Genomic DNA, 16,678 nt, shown 5'->3' with positions numbered 1-16,678 from the left:
ATCATATATTCCTCCTTTTGTTTTCTTTTGTTTTCTTTTGTTTTCTTTTGTTTTCTTTTGTTTTCTTTTGTTTTTTCTCTCTTGGAAGCTTTTGATTTCTGCTTTTTTGTGTGTCTGCCTTTCCTGCCCTGCCGTCATTTTTCCGTTTTTCCGGAATTTTGTTTCTTTCATCCTTTTGCCGGAAAGACTGCTTTAAAACAGATGCCATCTCGTGTCCGCTCTGCGGTGATTTTTCCCTTATGTGCCTTTACAATTGCAGCAGCCACGGAAAGGCCGATTCCATAGCCGCCTCTTTCCCCTGGCCCGCGACGCATCCGCACGGTAGAAGAGGCCAAAGAGGCGGTTGAGATCACCTTCCGGCAGGGTATCGCAGGTATTCTGCACCGAAAATTCTGCTTTTTTGCCGTTTTTTCGCCAGAAAATGTGGATTTTTCCACCCTCCGGAGTGTATTTAACGGCGTTATCCACAAGAAGAGAAACGAGCTGGTGGATTCTTGCGGCATCCCCTTCCATATGGACTTCTTCTGCAATATCGCTCTGCAACGCGATCTGTTTCGTAACCGCAGAGGCTTCAAAGGACGTTACGGCATCCATGATGGTTTCTGACGCATTCCATGTTTTCAGCTCCAGTTCTCCGCCACCTTCCTCCATTTTGCAAGCGTCAGAAGCTGTGTTACAAGACTGTTCAGACGCTCAATCTGGTGATGAATGCTCTCCGTCCACTCGCTTAAGACCTCCAGCCCGCTTTTTCCCGGCATCATAATATCCAGGATCATGCCGTCATAGTTTCCGCTCTCTGCCCAGTCCGCAGCATCAATTCCATTATAAACAACATCTACAGAATAATGGTTATGTGTAAACACTGCTTCCAGCGCGTGCGCCATCTCTTTTTCATCTTCTGCCAGCAGCAGTCTCATATCGGTTCTCCTTATTTTGGTAATTTTCAGGATTCTCCGCCGGCGGCGGGTCGCTTCAGCGACATAATTCCCCCTCCGCCGCAGTGCGATCCTGCCCGGAGGGCTTTTTGAATTTACAGAAAAATTCAAAAACATCCGACCGGCACTTTTGCATGGGTGCTCGCAGCCGGATGTTCGGTTTGCATTCATTTTCTTTTTTTCTCTGCCCGTCTCCGCAGCAGCTCTTTTGCGCCTGCGTACAACAGAAAATATACCGTCAGAATCATGACAACTACAATCCTGTTATCTTTCAGGCTGAAAAAAGAGGTCACATTGACTGCCGCCAGAAACAGCAGCAGTGACACACTGAGATCAATTTTTTCTTTTCTGTCGGCCAGCACCATTCCTGCGGCCGCCAGAACCAGAAGAACGGCAATTCTTGCAATCAGATTTGCCATTTTGACGCCTCCTTACTGTTTCCGGAAGGTAATTTCCCCGGTTTTATCATCCATACCATCGACGATGGCAAGAGATTCCAGATGAATGCCGCGGTCACGCAGCAGTTTTCCTCCGATCTGGAACCCTTTTTCGATGACAACGCCTGCTCCTACGAGCTCTGCACCGGAATCCTGTACCAGGGTTGCCAGTCCTTCCAGCGCTTTTCCGTTTGCCAGGAAATCATCGATCAGGAGAACTTTGTCTCCTTTTCCCAGAAATTCTTTGGAAACAATGATATCATAAACTCTTCCATGGGTGAAAGATTCTACTTTTGTGGTATAAACATCGCCGGCGATATTTTTGGTCTGTGTTTTCTTTGCAAACACAACCGGAACATTAAAAATTTCAGCCACAACACAGGCAATTCCGATTCCAGATGCCTCGATGGTCAGAATTTTCGTGATCTCCTCTCCCGCAAAACGGCGCTGAAACTCTTTTCCGATTTCCCGGAACAGATTGACGTCCATCTGATGATTTAAAAAGCTGTCCACCTTCAGGACATTTCCCTCGCGTACTTTTCCGTCTTTGCGGATTCTGTCTTCCAATAACTGCATTTTTTGAAGCCTCCCGAATTTTTATTATACCCATTGTACTTACTTCTCACTGGAAATGCAAGTCCAAATCCATCAAATTTCGCACTGTCTCAAATTTTATTCATGGCAGCCGCCGGTGTCTCTGCATCAGAGATCCTCTTTTCGATCCAGATCCTTTAATTCCCACGCGGCTTCGACCCGGAACAGAATTACCGATTCCCAGTGCCGTTTCAGCACCTTTTTCCCGCCTCGGTCGCCGGAAAGTTCTTTTAGTTCTGAAAAATAAGGTTTTGAGAACCACACCGGATTGCCGCTCTCGCCGCCGCAGAAAACGCAGCCAAGTGGAGCCTTCTGCATCTCCATGGATTCCAGAAAGCGCTCCGCCGTCTCTTCCTTCAGGTACGGCTGATCCGCCACAAAACACGCACAGGCATCGGCATTTTGCTTCTCCGCCACCTCGATTCCCGCGCGGATTGTATAGGAAATTCCTTTTTCGCTGTCCGGCGAAAACACCGTCTGCAGACGCCCGGCTTTTACCAGCGGCGCAAGCTCCTCCAGAATCCTTTCATACTGCGTCACAACCAGCAGTTCCCAGTTCTCATGCCTTCCGGCAATTTGGGCCAGCCGGTCCAGCAGATGGCGGTACACCGCCTTTCCATCCAGCGGATAGAGCAGCTTATTTTCCCCGAACCGTCTGCTGTTCCCGGCTGCCAGATAAAGTATCGTTACTCGCATTCTTTTTCCGCAATTCCCATTGCAATCTGCTCGCTCGTGATCGGCAGTTCGCGGAACCACAGACCCGTCGCATTGTAGATTGCATGTGCCAGCGCCGGAGCCGGTGTGTTGATGACGATCTCGCCGATCGATTTTGCACCGAACGGACCGGTCGGCTCGTAGCTGCTCCGAAACTCGACGCGCAGCTTGCCCATATCGAGGCGGGTCGGCACTTTATACTGCATAAACGAATTATTGATCATCTGACCCTTGTCCGTGTACTGGATATTTTCAAACAGCGTCATGCCGATGCCCTGCACCAGGCCGCCCTCGACCTGTACGCGCGCAAGGTTCGGGTTGATGACAGTTCCGCAGTCGACAACGGCGGCATAATCGAGAATCCTGACCTCGCCGGTCTCTTTATCCAGCTCGATCTCGACCGCACCAGCCATATAAGGCGGCGGCGATACCGGAGAGCAATTGCTTTCCGTCGCTTCCAGCGCGATGCCGTTATTGCACATGGCCGCTGTTGCGATTTCTTCCATCGTCATGCTGCTTCCGCTCTTTTCATGCACGACGCCGGTACCGGTAAATTCTGTCTCATCTTCCGGCACGTTCATCCGCTCTGCCGCCAGGGCACAGATTCGTTTCCGAAGCGTCATGCAGGCTTTTTCCACCGCTTTTCCGGTAATATACGTCGTACTCGATGCATAGGAACCGGAGTCATACGGGGACGTATCGGTATCTGCGCCGACAACGGTAATGTCATCCACATCACACTCCAGACACTCTGCCGCCATCTGGGACAGAATCGTATCGCAGCCGGTTCCCATATCGGCCGCTGCGATCAGCATCGTATAGCCGCCGTCGTCGTTGACTTTGATCGTTGCCGATCCGACATCGAGATTGGAAATACAGGAGCCCTGCATCGCCATCGCAATGCCGACGCTGCGCACCTTTCCATTTCCCATATCACGGCACGGATATTTCTCATCCCAGCCGATCATCTCTTTCGCACGCTCCACGCACTGGTCAAGCGCACAGCTGTTTGCCGTTTCGCCATAGTAAGCCGGCATGAACTGTCCCTCACGGACCATGTTCTGCTCCCGGATCCGGATCGGATCGATGCCAAGACGCGCTGCCATCTCACTGACAGCAGATTCTACGGCAAAGATACCCTGCGTCGCACCGTATCCGCGGTAAGCACCGGCTGACATTACGTTGGAATACACAACATCATACGCAAACCGGTAAGCCTCAAGAGATCCATACATCGGAATCGATTTGTGGCCGGAAAGGCCGACCGTTGTCGGTCCATGCTCGCCGTATGCACCCGTGTTGGAAAGTGTATACAGATCGATCGCACGGATTCTTCCATCCTTCATCGCACCGAGGCGGATCGTTACTTCCATCTCATGGCGCGGTGTGGATGCTGTCTGGGACTCTTCTCTCGTAAAGATCATTTTCGACGGTTTTCCGGTTTTCCAGGTTACAAACGCCGGGAAAATTTCGGCAACCACCGTCTGCTTCGCTCCGAATCCGCCGCCGATTCTCGGCTTGGAAACACGGATCTTCGATTTCGGAATGCCGAGTGCATTGGACAGAATGCGGCGCGCATGGTAAACGATCTGGGTCGAGCTCAGCACATTCAGCCGTCCGTAGGTATCCATAAAGCAGTATGTCCGGAACGTCTCCATCATCGCCTGCTGGGCTGCGCGTACATGATACGTATGCTCTACGACCTCATCGCACTCTGCGAGCACGGCTTCCACATCTCCGTTGTGATCTTCCGCACTTGCACAGAGATTTCTCTGATTGTCCGCACCGACCGGACAGAGCGATTTCCAGCTTTCCTCCGGATGCACCAGCAGTTCATTATCCTTGGACTGATGAAAATCCAGAATGGCCGGAAGCACTTCGTACTCTACTTTCAGGAGCTTCCGCGCACGGTCCACGCATTTTTCATCTTTTCCGGCAATAATCGCCACCGGATCTCCCACGTAGCGCACATGCTGATCGAGGATCAGACGGTCATACGGGCTTGGTTCCGGGTAGGTCTGTCCTGCCATTGTAAAACGCTGTTTCGGCACATCCTCCCAGGTATAAATCGCCTCAATGCCCGGAACACGCTCTGCTGCCGTCTTTTTCACGGATTTTACGATTGCATTGGCATGCGGACTCCGCAGTACCTTGACAATCAGACAATCCTTCGGCACCAGATCATCTACATAAACTGACTTTCCGGTTACCAGCGCGAGGGCATCCTTTTTGATCACCGGCTTATTCACACTGCAGAGCTGATCGGTTCTTCCCGACCAGTCCGGTTCATAGATATGATTTTCTCTGCTCATGACGCACCTCCCTGCTGCTTTTTCCAGGCAAGGAAATTCAAAATTCCCCGAAGCTGTCCTTCATATCCGGAACAGCGGCAGAGATTTCCCGCCAGATATTCTTTAATTTCTTCCTCACTCGGATCCGGATTTTCCCGGAACAGCGCAATCGCATTCATAATCATCCCCGGATTGCAGAACCCGCACTGCTCGGCGCCCTGTCCGGCAATAAAGGAACCAAATTCTTCTGCTTCCTCCTGCAGGCCTTCCAGCGTATCCACCTTACATCCATTCGCCCGCGCCGCAAGCACCGAACACGACAGCACCGGTTTTCCCTCCAGAAAAACCGTACACAGCCCGCAGTTCGACGTCTCACAGCCGCGCTTCACACTGTAGCATCCCTGGCTTCTCACAAAATCGATCAGGAGCATGTCTGCATCGATCTCCGCTTCCGTCTTCTTTCCATTTAAGATCATCGAAATCTTCATCACTGCTCCTCCTTCTTCTGAATTTCTTCCATGCATCTGCGCAGCAGCACCCGTCCCAGATGATGACGATACTCTGCACTTCCGCGCATATTACTGCCATATGTAAACTGATCAGAAATCTCCGAAGCCGCCGCCTTCAGCTCCTCCGCAGATGCCTTTCCAGCCGCCAGCTTTTCCGCCAGCTCCGCCGGAAGCTCTACACGTGCCGCCTTCGCCGGTCTTGCCCCAAGCACCGCACATCCTTTTCCGTCTTCCACCCGCACCGCACACGTCAGCACCGGGAAATCCGTTCTGGAATTTCGATGACTCTGATAAACCGTAACACCCTCATGCTTCTTCACAATCAGCCTTACCAGCACATCCCTGTCTCTCTTTGAACAGGCAAACTCCGCCAGCGGCATCCGTCCCGCATAAACCAGCTCCACCTCCGTATCCAGCGCCAGAAACAGCGTCAGCACATCCGAAAATCCAAATCTGCCGAAAATACTGCCTCCCACCGTAGCCAGATTCCGGAACTGCACCCCGACAATACTCCGCACACTCTCCCGTGCCGCACCGTCGGTATAAGCATTCAGCCCCTCATGCTCCTCCATCTGCCGCAGCGTCACCATGCATCCGATGGAAAACTCCTCTTCCGACTCTTCAATCTGATCCAGTCCGAGTCCGGAAAGATCAATTGCCGTCTGCACCTGTCGCTCTCCCATCTTCGTCCAGAGCATTCCGCCTAAAATACAGGCGCTTCTCTTCTGATTCAGCTCATACGCCTCTTCCAGCGACCCCGCACGGATATAATCCTTAATTTTAATCATAGTTACCCTATGCCCTCCATTTTCAGGTTGTTTATTTCTCAATATAGAAGCCCATATATATCATATTATACCTGACCGGCTCCCCCCTTTCAACTTTTTTCTTATTTTTTCAAAAAAACACTTGCATTTTTGCTCCACATCCAGTATAATCAATCAATGTCGGAAGTCATTCTGACACAAAACAAAATACATGGACGGATTCCCGAGTGGCCAAAGGGGACAGACTGTAAATCTGCTGCAAATTGCTTCGATGGTTCGAATCCATCTCCGTCCATATGCCGCAGTGGCGGAACTGGCAGACGCCCGGGACTTAAAATCCCGTGGGTAGTGATACCCGTACCGGTTCGATCCCGGTTTGCGGCACGATTAAGAGCTCTGATTCATACGAATCGGAGCTCTTTTTCCATTCTCCCCCAAAAATCTTACGCCGATCCGCCCTAGCGGATCCAGCCCCATCTCCCGTTCCCACTACCAGCCTCGCCGCCGCGCGCCCGGTGGTCTTGCGTGATGCGCAGGGCAGCATTGGAAAAGCGGGTTGGAAAAACCAGAAAAAACGGAAGCCTTTCGAAAGACTGAAATCTGGTGCTCAACACCAGATTTCAAGGCATTCTGAGCTGGGAAATCATCAGATTTCCCGGCGAATAATGCCGGTGTCTGTCGAAAGACCTCCGTTTTTTCTACGTTTTTCCCCCGCTTTTCCACCGCTGCCCTGCGCATCACGCAAGACCACCGGGTGTGCGGCGGCGAGGCGTCCCCCAAATCCGTCACTCCTCGCATCTATGCAGTACCACTCCCGATAACGGCAGCAAATCCATCTCCAGTATGCCCGCCGGTGCCTCGATTTCTTTCTCCTCCGAAGAAAATCCCACCGCATCCGTCGCAAACACCTGCGTCAGCTTCGCCACCGAACTCCGGTTAATCCCGGTAAGCCACACCGGAATCTCCACATGCACCCTCTCATTCCGGTTATTAATTATCACAATCACCTGCTCCTCCTGATTAAACCGTCCATAAGAAAGCACATTATAATCATGGCACAAAAATTTCAGCGATCCCATCGCCAGCACCGGAAATCTCCGATGCACCGCAATCATTTCTTTATAGAATCGGATCAGCTCCTGATCCTCCTGTCCCCAGGGATACGTCCTCCGGTTATCCGGATCCGTAAACCCAACCTGGCCGGCCTCATCCCCATAATACAGCGTCGGCGCCCCCGGCCACGTCATCTGAATCACAACCGCCTCGCGCAGCACCGCCTTATTCGTATTCTCCGCAGCCGCATACGGCCCAACATTCGCCACACGCCCCACACGATGATTCGTTCTCGTGAGGAACCGCGAATGATCATGATTATCCAGCTCATTCATCGCCGTATACAGCGAAGGCGCATAAAACGCCGGCATATGATACGTCATCGCCCCGATAAAACTCTCACTGTTTCCGAGAAGTCCCTGGTTAAACTCATCACTGTGCTTCTCCATACCCGTGAGGAACCAGGAAACCGGCTCCATAAACGCATCATAGTTCATCACCGTATCCCACTCGTCGCCCTGCAGCCAGCTCATCGCATCGCCGTAGTGCTCAGCCAGAATAATTGCCTCCGGATTCGCCTCCTTCACAACGCGCCGGAACTCCTTCCAGAACTTGTGGTTAAACTCCGGGCTGTGTCCTAAGTCAGCGGCCACATCCAGCCGCCAGCCGTCCGCATTAAACGGCGGAGAAACCCACTTCGCGCCGATGCGCATAATATCCTCCATCAGCTTCTCCGAACCCTCGTAGTTCAGCTTCGGCAGCGTATCATGGCCCCACCAGCCGTCATAAAACTCATTGTACGGCCAGTTATGCTCATTATAAAACTTAAAAAACGTGTGATACGGACTGTCCTGCGCCACATACGCGCCCGGCTCATAGCCCTTTCCGGCCTCATAAATCCGCTCGCGGTCCAGCCACTTGTTAAACGAACCACAGTGGTTGAAAACGCCGTCCAGAATCACCTTCATGCCGCGCTTGTGCGCCTCCTCCACCAGGTGGATAAACAGTTCATTGCTCGCCTCCAGGTTCGCCTTGTTCGTCACACGGTCAATATACCGCGTTGCCCGCGTATTGTCCTTGTCGCCCGGCCAGAGCAGATCGCCTTCGTCGGAGACAATCTTTCCGAAATGCGGATCAATATAGTCATAATCCTGAATATCATACTTATGGTTCGACGGCGAAACAAACACCGGATTCAGATAAATGACCTGCACACCGAGATCCTGCAGATAATCCATCTTGTCAATGACGCCCTGCAGATCGCCGCCGTAGAAATTGCGGACATCCATCTGCTCCGGGAAGCGGTTCCAGTCATCCACCTTGTTGACCTGCTCACCGATGTAGCTGTACTCTCCCGTCAGCACATCGTTGGACGGATCTCCGTTGCAGAAGCGGTCCACAAAAATCTGATACATGACAGCGCCCTTCGCCCAGTCCGGCGTATGGAAACCTGGAATAATACCAAACGAATACATCTCCTGAAGCTCTCTTGTCACGCCGAGCTTGTTGTAATAACAGACAACACGGCCTGCCTGAATCTCAAAGAAATAGCGGATCGGCTCATTTCCGACCGGAATCTCGATCTCGTAATAATCAAAACCGTTCCGGACCAAACCGACCTGCATCTGTGCACGGATGGAACCGCTGATGAAATAAACCGCATCTACATTATTTTTCAGGGTACGGAACCGGATCTTCACCGTGTCGCCCGGGTTCGGCTCAAACGGAATCTGATACTGCGGGGATTCATCGCTGTAGAGCGCATGCTTGTTGAACATCGCCCGCATCTGTGACATATACTGCTGCATTCTTGTTTTATCCATGAACTAACGCCTCTGTCTTTCTCAATCATTCATTCCTTATATTTTACCCCACACCGCCATGTAATACAACCTTTTTCTGAACACATGTAACGATTGTGTTTATTGGATTTTTATATAGTAAAAGAGCCAGCGGGGTACGCTGGCTCTTTTGGAGAAGGTATTTCTCTTATGGGGTGTAGCAAAAACTATATAATGTATTGGGGGGTTTTTACAGTTATTATAGTACCATACGTCCCTCGAAAAGTCTGCACAAATCGCGATTTTTTTTCATTTGATTCTTATTCAAAATAACGATGAATTTTTCCGGCGTTTCGGATTTTCTGTTTTAATTTGCACAAACGCCCGTAAAATCGCAGAAAAAAACCTGCAAAAAATTTTTTTTGTTTTCTGCAGGTTTTCTATTGCAAATAAAAAGATATCAGATTTCTCCAGAAACTTCCGGTGCTGTTCCTGTCATCTGTGCTTCCTGCTCAAAAATGGCTTCGAATTCAGCACGGCTCAGCTTCTCTTTTTCCATCAGCTGCTTTGCACACTCATGCAGCACATAGGAATGCTCCAGAATAATCTGTTTCGCCTGATCGTGGCATTTCTCGATCATCTGGCGGACTTCCTCGTCGATGGCTGCGGCTACATTCTCGCTGTAGCTCTTCGTATGGCCCCAGTCACGACCGATAAATACCTCGTCCGAGTCGGAATCGTATGCAACAAGACCGAGGTTCTCAGACATACCGTACTTCGTAATCATGGAACGGGCGGTTGCCGTCGCCTGTTTGATATCCTGGGACGCACCCGTTGTGATATCGTCGAAGATCAGCTCCTCTGCCACACGGCCGCCGAGGCATACGGTGATGTACTGCATCATTTTGCCTCTCGTCTGGAACATATCGTCATTCTCCGGCTGCGGCATCGTGTAGCCCGCTGCGCCAGGACCTGTCGGGATAATGGAGATCGTATAGACCGCCTCCATATCCGGCAGCATATGGAACAGGATCGCATGGCCTGTCTCATGGTATGCGGTGATCCGTTTTTCTTTATCCGAAATGACTTTACTGCGCTTCTCCGCACCGATGCCCACTTTGATGAAAGCAGACTTGATATCGGCCTGGCGCACAAATCTTCTGCGGTCCTTTGCCGCCATGATTGCTGCCTCGTTCAGCAGGTTCTCCAGCTCTGCGCCGGTGAAGCCTGCGGTCGTCTGCGCGATCTGTTTCAGATCCACATCCTCGGCCAGCGGTTTGTTCTTTGCATGGACTTTCAGGATTTCCTCACGGCCCATGACATCCGGCGGTCCTACAACCACGCGGCGGTCAAAACGGCCCGGACGGAGAATCGCCGGATCCAGGATATCGACACGGTTCGTCGCTGCCATCACGATGATGCCCTCATTGACGCCGAAACCATCCATCTCAACGAGAAGCTGGTTTAATGTCTGCTCTCTCTCATCGTGGCCGCCGCCCATGCCGGTGCCTCTTCGTCTTGCCACGGCGTCGATCTCATCGATGAAGATGATGCACGGCGCATGTTTTTTTCCTTCCTCAAACAGGTCGCGGACACGGGAAGCGCCGACGCCGACGAACATTTCCACGAAATCGGATCCGGAAATGCTGAAGAACGGCACGCCTGCCTCTCCTGCAACAGCTTTCGCCAGAAGGGTTTTACCGGTTCCAGGAGGGCCCACAAGAAGAACTCCTTTCGGGATTCTCGCACCGACCTGTGTATATTTCTCCGGTGCTTTCAGGAAATCGACCACCTCAACAAGGTCTTCTTTTTCCTCTTTTAAGCCCGCAACATCGCGGAACAGGACTTTTTTGTCTTTGTCGGTGGACATATGGGCGTTGCTTTTTCCAAAATTCATCATTTTGTTTCCGCCGCCTCCACCGCCGCCCATGGAGCGGTTCATCATCGACATGCCGAAAAGAAGGATCATACCGAGCAGCAGGGCCGGCAGGACAGACGTCATGAAAATGCTGTCTCTCTGGACATTCTGTACGGTGTACGTTACATCAGCATCCTCCAGAAGGCTGATAGCTGCGTTTACGTCGGTCACATTGACCGTATAACTGTCACCGCCCTGCTCCCGTACCACAACGGAGCCGGTCGGCACTTCTTTGTTCTGGACAATCTGCGCGGATGTCACTTTGCCGTCTTTTACGGCGGTTTCAAATTTCTGCTGACTTGGGCTGCTGCCTGCGCTGATTTTTCCGGTGATATAGAACATGGCAAGCACGATAATCACCATAAACGCCGCGTAGAGTCCAAATCCACTGCGCTGTCTGTTCATATTTTCTTTTTACTCCTCGTCTTCGTGAAACTCCACTACTCCGATGTATGGAAGATTCCGATATTTCTGTGCGTAATCCAGACCGTAGCCTACGACGAACTCGTCCGGGATATCAAAGCAGGTATAATCTACTTTGACATCGCGCACTCTGCGCTCCGGCTTGTCGAGCAGAGTACACAGGTGTACGGATTTCGGATTTCTCTTTTTCAGGATGTCGATCAGATAGTAAAGCGTTCTTCCGGAATCGATGATATCCTCCACAATCAGAACGTCTTTTCCTTCCAGCGGCTGATCCAGGTCTTTTACAATACGGACAACTCCGCTGGACTTGGTGTCATCGCCGTAACTTGATACGGACATAAAGTCAAGGCTTACCGGCACTGTGATGCGTTTTGCCAGCTCGCACATAAAGAATACGCCGCCTTTTAAAACGCAGATCAGGTGCACTTCCTTTCCTGCGTAATCGCGGTTGATCTGGTCTGCTACTTCTTTAATTCGTCTGTCTACTTCTTCTTCGCTTAATAATACTCTGATTGTCTCTTTCATCTGTTTTCCTCCTTACCAACGCCAATCTGTATCTGCAGAACTGCTTTCGTGTCTTCCCCGACACGGCCGCTCTCTCCTCTGCGATACCCCACGACCCACCAGATCTCCGGTCCGTCGGCGAGCAGCAGAATGGAATCCCGCTCCTCTTTCGGTATCTTGGCATCAATCATATAATCTTTTAGTTTCTTTTTCCCGCCTTTTGCGGTTACTCTCAGATAATCTCCGCTTCTTCTCGTGCGGAGGACAAGACCGTCTTTTATTTTATCACAGTCAAAGCATTTCGTATACTTTTTTTCTTCAATTCTTTCGGGAAAAATCGATGTTTTTTTCACAATCGTGACTGGATTTTCTGCAAATGCGAGACTTTTTTCCTCTTCCCACCCGGCCGGAACCGGAATTGGAACTTCTTCGCCGCTTTTCCTTTTCCGTTCTTCTTTTAAATGCACTCCCTGCTTTTCCAGGCGGAGCGTCTCGTATCCGCGCACGGCGGTGATTCCATACGGCAGGCAGACACTTTTTCCGACCTGCTTTTCAAAAAGTTCCCGCACAGATTCCAGATGCTCCCTGGTAAGATCCTTCCGTTTTCCCGCCAGCTGTTCCAGAACGCGCCGGATCACGTAGCGCTGCAGAAGAGGCGCTTCGCTGCTCACCGCATCACGCAGCACAACCGCATTTTTCTCTGCGGATGCATACCGCTCCATCAGCTGATCCGTCTGCTGCTCCAGATATTCCTCCGTTTCCAGCAGGTCCAGCGATGTCTGTGCCATATGCGCGGCGGCACGCGGATTGACCTCTTCGGTCAGATACGGCAGCACATGGTGGCGGATTCCGTTCCTCGTGTAGGCATCCTCTGCATTCGTGCTGTCCTCACACCAGGAACACTTACGGCTTTCCAGTTCCTGCCGGATCTCTTTTCGTCCGACGCAGAGAAGCGGACGGATCACATTCCCCCGCACGGGGCGTAAGGAGGCAAGTCCGGCCAGCGACGTTCCCCGTGCCAGGTGATGCAGCATCGTCTCCGCAACGTCATCCTGGTGATGGGCGAGCGCAATTTTCACTGCCCTCTGCTCCTTTGCGCACGCTGCAAAAACTTCCTGCCGCGCCGCGCGTCCCGCCTCCTCCGTCGAGAGATGCTTTTCTTTTGCGATCTTCTCCACGGGACAGGAATAGAGATAGAACGGAACATCATATTCCCGGCACAGATTTTCTGCAAATGCCGCATCCCGCCCGGCTTCCGCGCCGCGCAGATTATGGTTGACGTGGACAGCCAGCAGCGAAAAGCCAAGCGGCTCCTGCAGTTCCCGCAGCAGATGAAACAGGCAGACGGAATCCGCGCCGCCGGAAAGGCCGAGCAGCACGCGTTCGCCTGCCGTTACCATATGATACTGTTCCATAAAGGCTCTTACTTTCTCTCGCATCCTTCGTTTTTACTCCTATTTTTTCCAGATTCTGGCGACCAGAACCGTCATATCATCCCGTGCGCGGCAGCCGCCGAGGCGCAGCACGCGTTCCAAAAGCTCCCGGGCAAATTCCCGCGGCTCGCTGTTTTTCACTTCGAGAAGAAGCTGCTTCATCTGCTCCGTCCTGTCCCCGGGCAGCGCGTCCAGCACTCCGTCCGTCATCATCACAAGGTAATCACCGTCGTACAGCTTTTTCGTTGTGGTATCAAAATCCGTCTGGGAAACGAGACCTGCGGCAAGACTGGTCGACTCCACAACCTCCACCCACGTATCCCGCCTAAGGAACGTCGGCGATGCACCTCCTTTCAAAAAGCTGCAGACGCCTGTGTAGAGATTAATCGAAGCAACATCAAACGTGGAAAACATCCCTTCCTTTGGCTGCAGCAGAAGCATCGAATTGATCATCCGTGCCGCCATGATCCGCGGGAATCCGGCGCGCAGGAACTGTTCAAACAGCTCCACCACCGTCTCGCTCTCCCTGTTTGCCTCGATCCCGGAACCCATGCCGTCCGACAGGCAGAGGACAAACTGGCCGTTTTCGCAGAGCACACTGTAATTGTCCCCGGAGATACTCTCCTGCTCCTTGGTGATGCGTCCCACACCGTAGAGAACCTGGAATTTCACATCCTCCTGAAACAGCACCGTCTGGTATTCTCCGCTTAAGACCTGTGCCCCGTCGCGTACCGCAACCATCGGGATTCCGCACAGGGAACCGATCAGTTCCGCCGTCTGGCGAAGCGTGATCCGGCAGTGACGGCCCGCTTTGACCGTCATATAGATCTGTAAATGCTCTTTCGGCCGCTCCTGGAGCCAGATTTTCTGGACGAAAGCCCCGTTTTTCTTCATCTGGCGGCAGATTTTTTCCGAGAGCTCGTCCGGCAGACTATTGAGGCTGTACAGATCACACGCGGCGCGGTCCATAATCCCGGCGACTTCACTTAACTGTTCTGCCACCACGCGGCGGCTCTCCGCCACACGCCCCGACCAGAGCGCCGTCTGGCGTTCCTGCTGGTAGCGGTTCCAGAACATTTCCAGAAAGCGGGAGCCGTTCAGGCAGGAGGCGTTCCATTCGCCTTTTGCACGGCTGATCTCGTCCTCATCCCCGTCGGCGATTGTCTGAAGAAGTTCCTGGCACCGCTCGCGCGTCAGGTTTCCGTACTGCTCCCAGCACCACGACGCCTTCGCACAGCGGCTACAGACTTCCTGCTGTTCTTTTTCCAGAATCTTGTCCACCCGGCCCGTCTCCGGCATCACACTTTTTGACGGCATCTGGTAAAAGCTCTCTGCCAGAACGCGGAACGAATCGGCGTAGTGCTCCATCTGCAGTTTCTGCGGATGATTGTCATAGACGGCCGCTTCCCGGCGGCTTCTTCTGGCTTCCAAAAAAATTTTAGCCATGTCCCCTGCTGACAGCAATGCGCCGATCAGGAACATGGCAATGATCCACTCCGGCATGTTCCGCTCCTCCTCTCTTTGTTCTGGACTTCAAAGGGGACTGCGAAATCATGCCCTTTCTTTATCTGTTTTGTTTATTTCGACTGGGATTCTTTAAATAAAATCTCATTATCCTTTACCATGCCAAGTTTTTCTCTTGCCGTTTTTTCTATGTACTCATCGGTCTGCATGTATTCTTTCAAGGCGGTAATATCATCGGTGCGCTGCTTCTCCTCTTCAATCTGGCTGTCCAGACTGGAAAGACGGGATGCATTTGCATTGACCTTCTGCTGAAGGCTGATTCCCTTTACGGTAAGGACTGCAACCAGGCAGCACAGGACTACGGTAATTGAGAACTCTGTTGTACGGCTCTTCTTTCTGACTTTTTTCTTTCGGCCAGAATTCTTTTCTTCCCTTTCTTTCATTCTTTTCTTTACCCTTGCTTTCTATTTTCCAACCGTCTGCAGCCAAACTATCTGTTGTTTTTCGTCCGCAGACTTGTTTCTTTTGTTCTTACATGTGTAGTTACATCTTACCGTTCTTCCCATGAAATTTCAACCTTTTTCTCCGTTTTTTCATACTTTTTACCAGCCATTTTCCTGGAAAAGCGAGGATTCGCCCTGCTTTTTTGATTCCCTTTGCCAGAAGTTCCGGAAGAAAGCGTCCAAACGATGCGTGGTACAATGCAGCGCCCCCAAGGATGCCGCCAAACAGATACCCGCGGAGAATGCCGCTGTTCTCTCCGTAAATCCGTACAAACAGATACAGCGCTGCCGCAATCCAGTAGCAGAGGTCCTCTGCAGATACCGCCGCATGGCTGTGGCGGATCAGTTTCCGCGCTGTCTTGATCAGATCATACCAGAACCCCAGGACTGCCCCCTGCCAGATGGAACAGGCGAACAGAATCAGCTCCCGGGTGACATACGCACTCATTTTTACCGGAACAGCCGCGCAAGCGCAGACCCCTTCTTCTGCAGCGGCCCATGTTCCGTATAGACCAGGCTGTCGATGCTGCCTTCGATATCCGCCTCTCCCTTTTCCAGCTCCAGGCGGCCCACATGCAGCTCTTTTCCGCGGATGGTAAGAACACCGCAGACGGTCACGAGCAGAACTTCGTTCTCATCAAAGCTTTTCACATCCTGCACGCCGCCAAGAGAAAGTGTTTTCCGCTGTTCCAGCAAAAGGCGGTGCGCCTGTTCGTTCATCTCCCCCATACAAAAAACCTCCATACAATGGTCTATACACCCATTATATGAAGGTTTTCTCTTTTTATTCGCTGCACATGAATCCTGCCGCACTTCTTATAAGTAGCGGTAAAGCTCCTGTGCTTCTTCTTTTTTCACGGTTTCCTGCACATTCAGCACTTCTACCCTGACGGATTTACTTCCGAACTGAATTTCCAGTACATCTCCTGCCTTGACCTGTGCGGATGCTTTTGCCGGTCTGTCGTTGACGAGGACACGGCCTGCATCACAGGCTTCATTGGCTACGGTACGCCGCTTGATCAGTCTTGATACTTTTAAAAATTTATCTAAGCGCATAGATTTTTACTTAGTTCATCATGTCCTTTAAAGCTTTTCCTGCTTTGAATTTCGGAGTTTTGGAAGCTTTGATTTCCATGGTCTCGCCAGTCTGCGGATTTCTTCCTTCTCTTGCTGCTCTTTCGGATACTTCGAAGGTACCAAAGCCTACCAGCTGAACTTTCTCACCTTTCTTTAATTCTTCAGATACTACATCGATAAATGCTTTTAAAGCAGCCTCTGCATCTTTTTTGGATAAATTTGTCTGCTCAGCCATAGCTGCAACTAATTCTGTTTTGTTCATGAGTTTTACT

Annotated in this window: 18 protein-coding genes and 2 tRNA genes; 2 read left to right on the top strand and 18 right to left on the bottom strand. The window is 51.5% G+C overall.

The window, feature by feature from the left end; genetic code table 11:
- Positions 1-237 precede the first annotated feature (237 nt).
- The 8 genes from PGS38_RS07630 to PGS38_RS07595 all read right to left on the bottom strand — a co-directional run bounded on the left by PGS38_RS07630 (position 238) and on the right by PGS38_RS07595 (position 6,268).
- Positions 238-651, bottom strand: coding sequence for an ATP-binding protein (locus tag PGS38_RS07630; protein WP_118640003.1), 414 nt, complete (start codon positions 649-651; stop codon positions 238-240).
- Complete coding sequence (locus tag PGS38_RS17490) at positions 621-917, bottom strand: response regulator (protein WP_118640087.1); 297 nt, start codon at positions 915-917, stop codon at positions 621-623. The genes PGS38_RS07630 and PGS38_RS17490 overlap by 31 nt, the downstream gene beginning before the upstream one ends.
- Before the next feature lie 185 nt (positions 918-1,102).
- Positions 1,103-1,354, bottom strand: a complete 252-nt coding sequence (locus PGS38_RS07620) for a hypothetical protein (RefSeq protein WP_022462118.1) — start codon at positions 1,352-1,354, stop codon at positions 1,103-1,105.
- Between the two features lie 12 nt (positions 1,355-1,366).
- Entirely contained in the window at positions 1,367-1,948 is a 582-nt protein-coding gene (locus tag PGS38_RS07615) for a xanthine phosphoribosyltransferase (protein ID WP_055218716.1), read from the bottom strand.
- Between the two features lie 126 nt (positions 1,949-2,074).
- Positions 2,075-2,662, bottom strand: coding sequence for a nucleotidyltransferase family protein (locus PGS38_RS07610; protein WP_119188514.1), 588 nt, complete (start codon positions 2,660-2,662; stop codon positions 2,075-2,077).
- Positions 2,653-4,992 carry a xanthine dehydrogenase family protein molybdopterin-binding subunit gene (locus PGS38_RS07605; protein WP_270476117.1) on the bottom strand — a complete coding sequence of 780 codons (2,340 nt, stop codon included), beginning with the start codon at positions 4,990-4,992 and terminating at the stop codon, positions 2,653-2,655. Before PGS38_RS07605 ends, PGS38_RS07610 begins: the two co-directional genes overlap by 10 nt.
- The gene (locus PGS38_RS07600; RefSeq protein ID WP_022462114.1) at positions 4,989-5,459 is read right to left on the bottom strand and encodes a (2Fe-2S)-binding protein; all 471 of its coding nucleotides are present in this window, start codon (positions 5,457-5,459) and stop codon (positions 4,989-4,991) included. The genes PGS38_RS07605 and PGS38_RS07600 overlap by 4 nt, the downstream gene beginning before the upstream one ends.
- A complete protein-coding gene (locus PGS38_RS07595) occupies positions 5,459-6,268 on the bottom strand; it encodes an FAD binding domain-containing protein (protein WP_118640002.1) in 810 nt (269 codons plus the stop codon). The genes PGS38_RS07600 and PGS38_RS07595 overlap by 1 nt, the downstream gene beginning before the upstream one ends.
- A 192-nt stretch (positions 6,269-6,460) precedes the next feature.
- Between PGS38_RS07595 and PGS38_RS07590 the strand changes: the two genes are divergently transcribed.
- Together PGS38_RS07590 and PGS38_RS07585 are read left to right on the top strand one after the other, a co-directional pair.
- Positions 6,461-6,542 (top strand) — tRNA-Tyr (locus PGS38_RS07590).
- Between the two features lie 3 nt (positions 6,543-6,545).
- Positions 6,546-6,631 (top strand) — tRNA-Leu (locus PGS38_RS07585).
- Between the two features lie 401 nt (positions 6,632-7,032).
- Here PGS38_RS07585 and PGS38_RS07580 read toward each other — a convergent pair.
- The 10 genes from PGS38_RS07580 to PGS38_RS07535 form a co-directional block, all read right to left on the bottom strand.
- Positions 7,033-9,123 carry an alpha-glycosidase gene (locus PGS38_RS07580; protein WP_118595111.1) on the bottom strand — a complete coding sequence of 697 codons (2,091 nt, stop codon included), beginning with the start codon at positions 9,121-9,123 and terminating at the stop codon, positions 7,033-7,035.
- 418 nt (positions 9,124-9,541) lie between these two features.
- Positions 9,542-11,404 carry an ATP-dependent zinc metalloprotease FtsH gene (ftsH, locus tag PGS38_RS07575; protein ID WP_117801455.1) on the bottom strand — a complete coding sequence of 621 codons (1,863 nt, stop codon included), beginning with the start codon at positions 11,402-11,404 and terminating at the stop codon, positions 9,542-9,544.
- Positions 11,405-11,413: 9 nt separating this feature from the next.
- A complete protein-coding gene (gene hpt / locus PGS38_RS07570) occupies positions 11,414-11,950 on the bottom strand; it encodes a hypoxanthine phosphoribosyltransferase (RefSeq protein WP_117801456.1) in 537 nt (178 codons plus the stop codon).
- Complete coding sequence (gene tilS, locus PGS38_RS07565) at positions 11,947-13,368, bottom strand: tRNA lysidine(34) synthetase TilS (RefSeq protein WP_119188515.1); 1,422 nt, start codon at positions 13,366-13,368, stop codon at positions 11,947-11,949. Before tilS ends, hpt begins: the two co-directional genes overlap by 4 nt.
- A gap of 15 nt (positions 13,369-13,383) precedes the next feature.
- On the bottom strand, positions 13,384-14,865 hold the full coding sequence (locus tag PGS38_RS07560; RefSeq protein WP_173859212.1) for a SpoIIE family protein phosphatase: 1,482 nt from the start codon (positions 14,863-14,865) through the stop codon (positions 13,384-13,386).
- A gap of 74 nt (positions 14,866-14,939) precedes the next feature.
- Positions 14,940-15,269: an FtsB family cell division protein gene (locus PGS38_RS07555; RefSeq protein ID WP_022462107.1), complete on the bottom strand. Its 330-nt coding sequence runs from the start codon at positions 15,267-15,269 to the stop codon at positions 14,940-14,942.
- A gap of 100 nt (positions 15,270-15,369) precedes the next feature.
- Positions 15,370-15,777, bottom strand: a complete 408-nt coding sequence (gene yabQ, locus PGS38_RS07550; RefSeq protein WP_117509465.1) for a spore cortex biosynthesis protein YabQ — start codon at positions 15,775-15,777, stop codon at positions 15,370-15,372.
- 2 nt (positions 15,778-15,779) lie between these two features.
- Positions 15,780-16,058 (bottom strand): sporulation protein YabP, encoded by a 279-nt coding sequence (yabP, locus tag PGS38_RS07545; protein ID WP_330410109.1) that lies wholly within the window; start codon positions 16,056-16,058, stop codon positions 15,780-15,782.
- Between the two features lie 87 nt (positions 16,059-16,145).
- Positions 16,146-16,385: an RNA-binding S4 domain-containing protein gene (locus PGS38_RS07540; protein ID WP_022462104.1), complete on the bottom strand. Its 240-nt coding sequence runs from the start codon at positions 16,383-16,385 to the stop codon at positions 16,146-16,148.
- A 10-nt stretch (positions 16,386-16,395) separates the two neighbouring features.
- Positions 16,396-16,668, bottom strand: a complete 273-nt coding sequence (locus tag PGS38_RS07535; RefSeq protein ID WP_022462103.1) for an HU family DNA-binding protein — start codon at positions 16,666-16,668, stop codon at positions 16,396-16,398.
- Positions 16,669-16,678 lie beyond the last annotated feature (10 nt).

Origin of the sequence: Fusicatenibacter saccharivorans, from assembly GCF_027667425.1 — a bacterium.
GTDB lineage: Bacteria > Bacillota > Clostridia > Lachnospirales > Lachnospiraceae > Fusicatenibacter > Fusicatenibacter saccharivorans.
The sequence above is the reverse complement of the archived record's forward strand: the minus strand, read 5'-3'. Positions and strand labels throughout refer to the sequence as shown.